The 5,037-nt window shown below is 66.6% G+C and carries 4 protein-coding genes and 1 pseudogene; 3 read left to right on the top strand and 2 right to left on the bottom strand.

The window, feature by feature from the left end; translation table 11 throughout:
* Positions 1 to 802: 802 nt before the first annotated feature.
* From VJ811_RS17985 to rsmA, 3 genes are read left to right on the top strand one after another with little or no spacing between them, the layout of a single operon-like run.
* A complete protein-coding gene (locus VJ811_RS17985; protein WP_324074911.1) occupies positions 803 to 2,143 on the top strand; it encodes a peptidylprolyl isomerase in 1,341 nt (446 codons plus the stop codon).
* 4 nt (positions 2,144 to 2,147) lie between these two features.
* Positions 2,148 to 3,167 (top strand): 4-hydroxythreonine-4-phosphate dehydrogenase PdxA, encoded by a 1,020-nt coding sequence (gene pdxA / locus VJ811_RS17980; RefSeq protein ID WP_324074909.1) that lies wholly within the window; start codon positions 2,148 to 2,150, stop codon positions 3,165 to 3,167.
* Positions 3,164 to 4,000: a 16S rRNA (adenine(1518)-N(6)/adenine(1519)-N(6))-dimethyltransferase RsmA gene (gene rsmA / locus VJ811_RS17975; protein ID WP_324074907.1), complete on the top strand. Its 837-nt coding sequence runs from the start codon at positions 3,164 to 3,166 to the stop codon at positions 3,998 to 4,000. The genes pdxA and rsmA overlap by 4 nt, the downstream gene beginning before the upstream one ends.
* A gap of 83 nt (positions 4,001 to 4,083) precedes the next feature.
* On the opposite strand, the gene VJ811_RS17970 is transcribed toward rsmA, so the two are convergent.
* Positions 4,084 to 4,599, bottom strand: coding sequence for a tetratricopeptide repeat protein (locus VJ811_RS17970; RefSeq protein WP_324074905.1), 516 nt, complete (start codon positions 4,597 to 4,599; stop codon positions 4,084 to 4,086).
* Positions 4,600 to 4,646: 47 nt separating this feature from the next.
* Positions 4,647 to 5,037 (bottom strand): annotated as a pseudogene (locus VJ811_RS17965) (RsmB/NOP family class I SAM-dependent RNA methyltransferase); the annotation flags it as partial.

The following is a 5,037-nucleotide window of genomic DNA, read 5'->3' as shown; positions in this document are numbered from 1 at the left end:
TCCACTGAGCGACGCCGACGGGTTCGAGCCGATTCGCCACCGCCTCGGCGTCGCCTATGACGACGACTGCCTGTCGATCGCGCTCACCTGGCGGCGCGACTATGCCGACACCGGCGATGCGAAGCGCGGCAACAGCTTCTCCTTCCGCATCGCGTTCCGCAATCTGGGATTCTGACGGCCGCTAACGAGCGGAAGCGGACGTTTCTCCTCCCCTCCCGCAGGCGGGAGGGGTCGGGGGCGGGCCAGCAACGTTGCGGTCTGCCCACCCCGCTGCGGCTAGCGAACAAGTTCACAAGCCTCGCTGCCCCTCCCGCAGGCGGGAGGGGAAATCGAGTCGATGCTGGAACATCCACTCCCCCCAAAACCGACATCGCCGTCAAATAAGCCTTTCCTACATTATCCGGCCGTGCCAGCCTTCATCCGGCTCTTTCATTGGTGAACAAAAAGCGGTCGCTGCCGGGCTTGCGGGTGCAGCCACGGCGGGGCGTACCGCGCGCGCAGCACGCCGCCAGATCCAAACCGGGTGCCGCACAGGGCTGAACTTTCCTGAACTTTGGAAGGATTGCACAGCCCATATGCCGACCGGATCCAACCCCGCGACGACGCAAGCAGATAGCGGCGGACGCGCATATGCGTATCTTTTGTCTCCTTAAAGCCCGGCGCCGGTTCCCCCTTCGCTCAGCCTAGGTTCAGCGTCCGCGGCGTATCTGCGGCCATCAAATGGCTCCTTTGGCGGATTGCGCTGGACCATCGGGCGTTTCCGCTGATACGGAGCGTCCGGACTTTCTCGAATAGGGTAAAGATGACCAAATTTTCGACCATGACCGGCCTGATCGCGCTGGCTGCCGTTGGCGTAACGCCGGTGCTGGCCCAGACCGTTGCAGACAGTGACGTTCCGACGACCAGCCTCAACATTCCGGGCAATGTGCAGCTTTTCGGCGATGCCAAGCCGAACGTCTATCGCCCTTCCGCCACCGTGAACGGCGAGATCATCACCGCGACCGACATCGAGCAGCGCATGGCGCTGATCCGCATCGCCAACAACAATGTCGAGCTGCCGCCCGAGGAAGTCCAACGGCTGCGCAGCCAGGTGTTCAGCAACCTGATCGACGAAAAACTGCAGATTCAGGAAGCCAAGGCGGCCGAGATCGCGATCGACGAGAATGTCGTAAACCAGCAGTTCGCGCGCCTCGCGACGCGCTTCAAGCAGACGCCCGACCAGTTTTCGACGTACCTCATATCGAAAGGCTCGTCGGCAGCGTCGGTGAAGCAGCAGATCCGCGGCGAATTCGCCTGGGACCGCCTGCTGTCGCGCAACATCCAGTCGACGACCAATGTGTCGACCGAAGAGGTCAAGATCGTCGCCGACCAGATGACCGGGACCAAGGGTCAGGACGAGTTCCACCTCGGCGAAATCTATCTGTCGTCGACCCCCGAAACCGCCGCGGCGGCGACCGAGAATGCCAAGAAGATCATCCAGGCGCTGCAGGCGGGCGGCAGCTTTGCCGCCTATGCACGCCAGTTTTCGGAAGCCTCGACCGCCGTCGTCGGCGGCGACCTGGGCTGGGTAAAGGCCGGCCAGCTGCCCGGATCGATGGGCGAAGCGGCAACGCAGATGCAGCCGGGCCAGCTCGTCGGGCCGATCGAGGTTCCGGGCGGCATCTCGATCATGCTGATGATCGACCGGCGCCAGGTGCTGACCGCCGATCCGCGCGACGCAATCCTCAGCCTCAAGCAGATTTCGCTCGATTTCCCGGCAGGTACGACGCAGGCGAAGGCGTCCGAACTCGCCGGCCAGTTTGCCGAAAAGACACGCACGATTGCCGGTTGCGGTGCAGCCGACGCAGTGGCGCAGAGCCTGGGCGCCTCGATCGTGTCGCGCGATAATATCGAGATGCGCGCGCTGCCGGCGCCGCTGCAAGCGACGCTCGCCAGCCTGCAGATCGGCCAGACGACGCAGCCGTTCGGCGCCGCGAACGAGGGCGTCAGCGTCCTCGTGCTCTGCGGCCGCGACATGCCGCAAACCGCGACCGCGCCGAACCTCGAGCAGATCGAACAGAAATTGCTGGAGGACAAGGTCAACAAGCGGGCCCAGCGCTATCTGCGCGACCTGCGCCGGGATGCCGTGATCGAATATAGCTGACCCTATGCCTGATTTCAGCAATCGACAGCCGATCGCGGTTACCATGGGTGACCCGGCCGGCGTCGGCCCCGAAGTCGCGGCCCGCGCATGGGCCGCGCGCCACGAAAACGACCTGCCCCCCTTTGTCGCCATCGGCGATGCGGCGGCGATCACCGCTGTCTGGGACGGCCCGGTCGCGCGCGTCGGCGACATGGACGAGGTGGTGCGGGCCTTTGGCGATGCCCTGCCCGTCTGGCATCTGGAGGACAGCGGCCCGCTGACCCCCGGCGTACCGACCCCGGCGGGGGCGACCTGCGCGCTCCATGCGCTCGAAACCGGTATCGGGCTGACCCGCAACCAGGCGAGTTCGGCGCTCGTCACGGGATCGGTCTCCAAATATGCGCTGCACGGCATCGGCTATACGCACCCCGGACAGACCGAATTCATCGCCGAACGCTGCGGCGTCACCGCGACGAATGCCGTGATGATGCTGGCGGGCCCGACCCTGCGCGTGGTGCCGCTGACCGTGCATATCCCGCTGTCCGAAGTGCCCGACCGGCTGACGGTCGAGCTGATCGTCGCCAAGGCGCGGATCGTCGCGCGCGGGCTGCGCCGCGATTTCGGAATCGACGCGCCGCGCATCGCGCTCGCCGGGCTTAACCCGCACGCGGGCGAGAGCGGACAATTGGGCAGCGAAGAAGAACGCATCATGGCGCCCGCGGTCGCGCAGCTGGCCGGGGAAGGGATCATCGTCGACGGTCCGTTCGCCGCCGACGGCCTGTTCGCGCCCGCGGTTCGTGCGCAATTTGACGCGCTGCTCTGCGCCTATCACGATCAGGCGCTGACGCCGTTCAAGGCGCTGCATTTCCACGACGGCGTCAATCTGACGCTCGGCCTGCCGATCATCCGCACCTCGCCCGACCATGGCACCGCGTTCAATATCGCGGGCACCGGCACCGCCGACCCGGGGCCGACGATCGCGGCGATCGCGATGGCCGCCCGGCTCGCCGCGGCGCGCGAGCGCAGCTGCGCGCCGGCGAAGTGAGCGTCGAGCCCCAGCTTCCGCTACCGCCGCTTCGCGAAACGGTGCGCACCCACGGCCTGCAGGCGAGCAAGGCGCTGGGGCAGAATTTCCTGTTCGACGAGCAATTGCTCGATCGCATCGCGGCGATCCCCGGCGACCTTGACGGCGTCACGGTGTTCGAGGTCGGTCCCGGCCCGGGCGGACTGACGCGCGCGCTGCTGCGCGCGGGCGCGAAGGTGATCGCGGTCGAGCGCGACGACCGCTGCCTGCCTTTGCTCGCCGAGCTTGGCGAAGCCTTTCCGGGGCAGCTGACGGTGATCGCCGACGACGCGATGGCGGTCGACGTCGACGCGCTGACCGGCGGCGCGCCATATCATATCGTCGCCAACCTGCCCTATAATGTCGGCACCGCGCTGTTCACGCGCTGGCTGGAGCCCGCGGCCTGGCCGCCGCGCTGGCTGTCGCTGACGCTGATGTTCCAGCTCGAGGTCGCCGAGCGCATCGTCGCGCCGGTCGGGGCCGACGCTTATGGGCGGCTGGCGGTGCTCGCGCAGTGGCGCTCGACCGCGAAGATCGCGATGAAAGTCCACCGCTCGGCCTTCACCCCGCCGCCGAAGGTGATGTCGGCGATCGTCCATGTGACGCCGGCCGACCAGCCCGAGGGCGTCGCGCCGAAACTGCTGTCGAAGCTGACCGAAAAGGGGTTCGGCCAGCGGCGCAAGATGCTGCGGCAGAGTTTGAAGGGCGTCGAGGGTGCGGTTGCCGCGGCCGAGGCGCTGGGCATCGAACCGACGCGGCGCGCGGAGACGGTCAGCGTCGCCGAATGGGTCGCACTGGCGCGGGCGCTGGGTTGAAAGGCGTCGCCCCTGCGAAGGCAGGCGCCGCTGGACGCGTTGCGCAAGATTGACGGCGGCCCCTGCCTTCGCAGGGGCGACGGTTAATTCTGATTGTTCGTTGTCCCGACGGTGGCGACAACCGGCTTTGGCACCAGAACTTCGGCGGCGACGACGCGCTTCGAAGCGCTCGACGCGATCGTCTTTTCGAGCGCCGCGACCTGCGGGCATTTGTCGCTGCACACGCGCTGTGCTTCGGTCAGCTTTTCGCGCGCGAGTTCGAGCGCGCCCTTGTCGGCGAGCGCCTCGCCCTGCCCGGTCAGCGCGACGATGTCATTGGGTTCGAGGACAAGCGCTTCGCGATAAAGACCGATCGCCTTGCCCGGCAGTCCCTGCGCACGCGCGACCTGCGCCAGCGCGATGATTGCCGAACGATTGCGCGGGTCGGCGGCGAGCGCCGATTCATAGAAACCGATGGCGGCATCGAGATCACCGGCTTCCTGCGCCTTATGACCTTCTTGCTGGAGCGCGATCGAGCGCGGGAAGATGTCGTTATCGGCGCGCTGCGCATCGGACGCTGTGGGCAGGCTGGCGAGGATCACACCCGCAGTTAGAGCCAAAAAGCCGACGCGCATTACATTCTCCCATCGCTTCATTGCAGGCGATGCTAACATGGCGCCGTCAGTCGTGCGAGAAAAAATCCGTCGCAGCCGTCATGGCCCGGAGTCATCAAATACCCCGCCCCCGCGGCGCGTCCGACGCCATCGGGAAGATAGGTGTTGTCGGCCGTCCAGCCGGGATGCCGGTTCAGAAAATCGTCCACCTGTGCTCGCCCCTCGCGCATGATGATCGAGCAGACAGCATAGAGAAGTTTGCCGCCGGGCGCCACAAGATCGGCGCCGATGTCGATCAATTTGGCCTGTTCGGCGACATGACGGTCGAGCCGCACGGGGGTCGAGCGCCAGCGCAGTTCGGGGCTGCGCCGCCAGGTGCCGCTGCCCGAACAGGGCGCGTCGACGATGACGCGATCGGCCTTGCCCATCCGGTCGGCGAGCATC

Origin of the sequence: Sphingopyxis sp., assembly GCF_035250425.1 — a bacterium.
GTDB lineage: Bacteria > Pseudomonadota > Alphaproteobacteria > Sphingomonadales > Sphingomonadaceae > Sphingopyxis.
This window is presented reverse-complemented; position numbering and strand designations above follow the sequence as displayed.

Coding starts and splice junctions, on each gene's coding strand:
- VJ811_RS17985 (WP_324074911.1), top strand. CDS start 803: ATGACCAAATTTTCGACCATGACCGGCCTGATCGCGCTGGCTGCCGTT.
- pdxA (WP_324074909.1), top strand. CDS start 2,148: ATGCCTGATTTCAGCAATCGACAGCCGATCGCGGTTACCATGGGTGAC.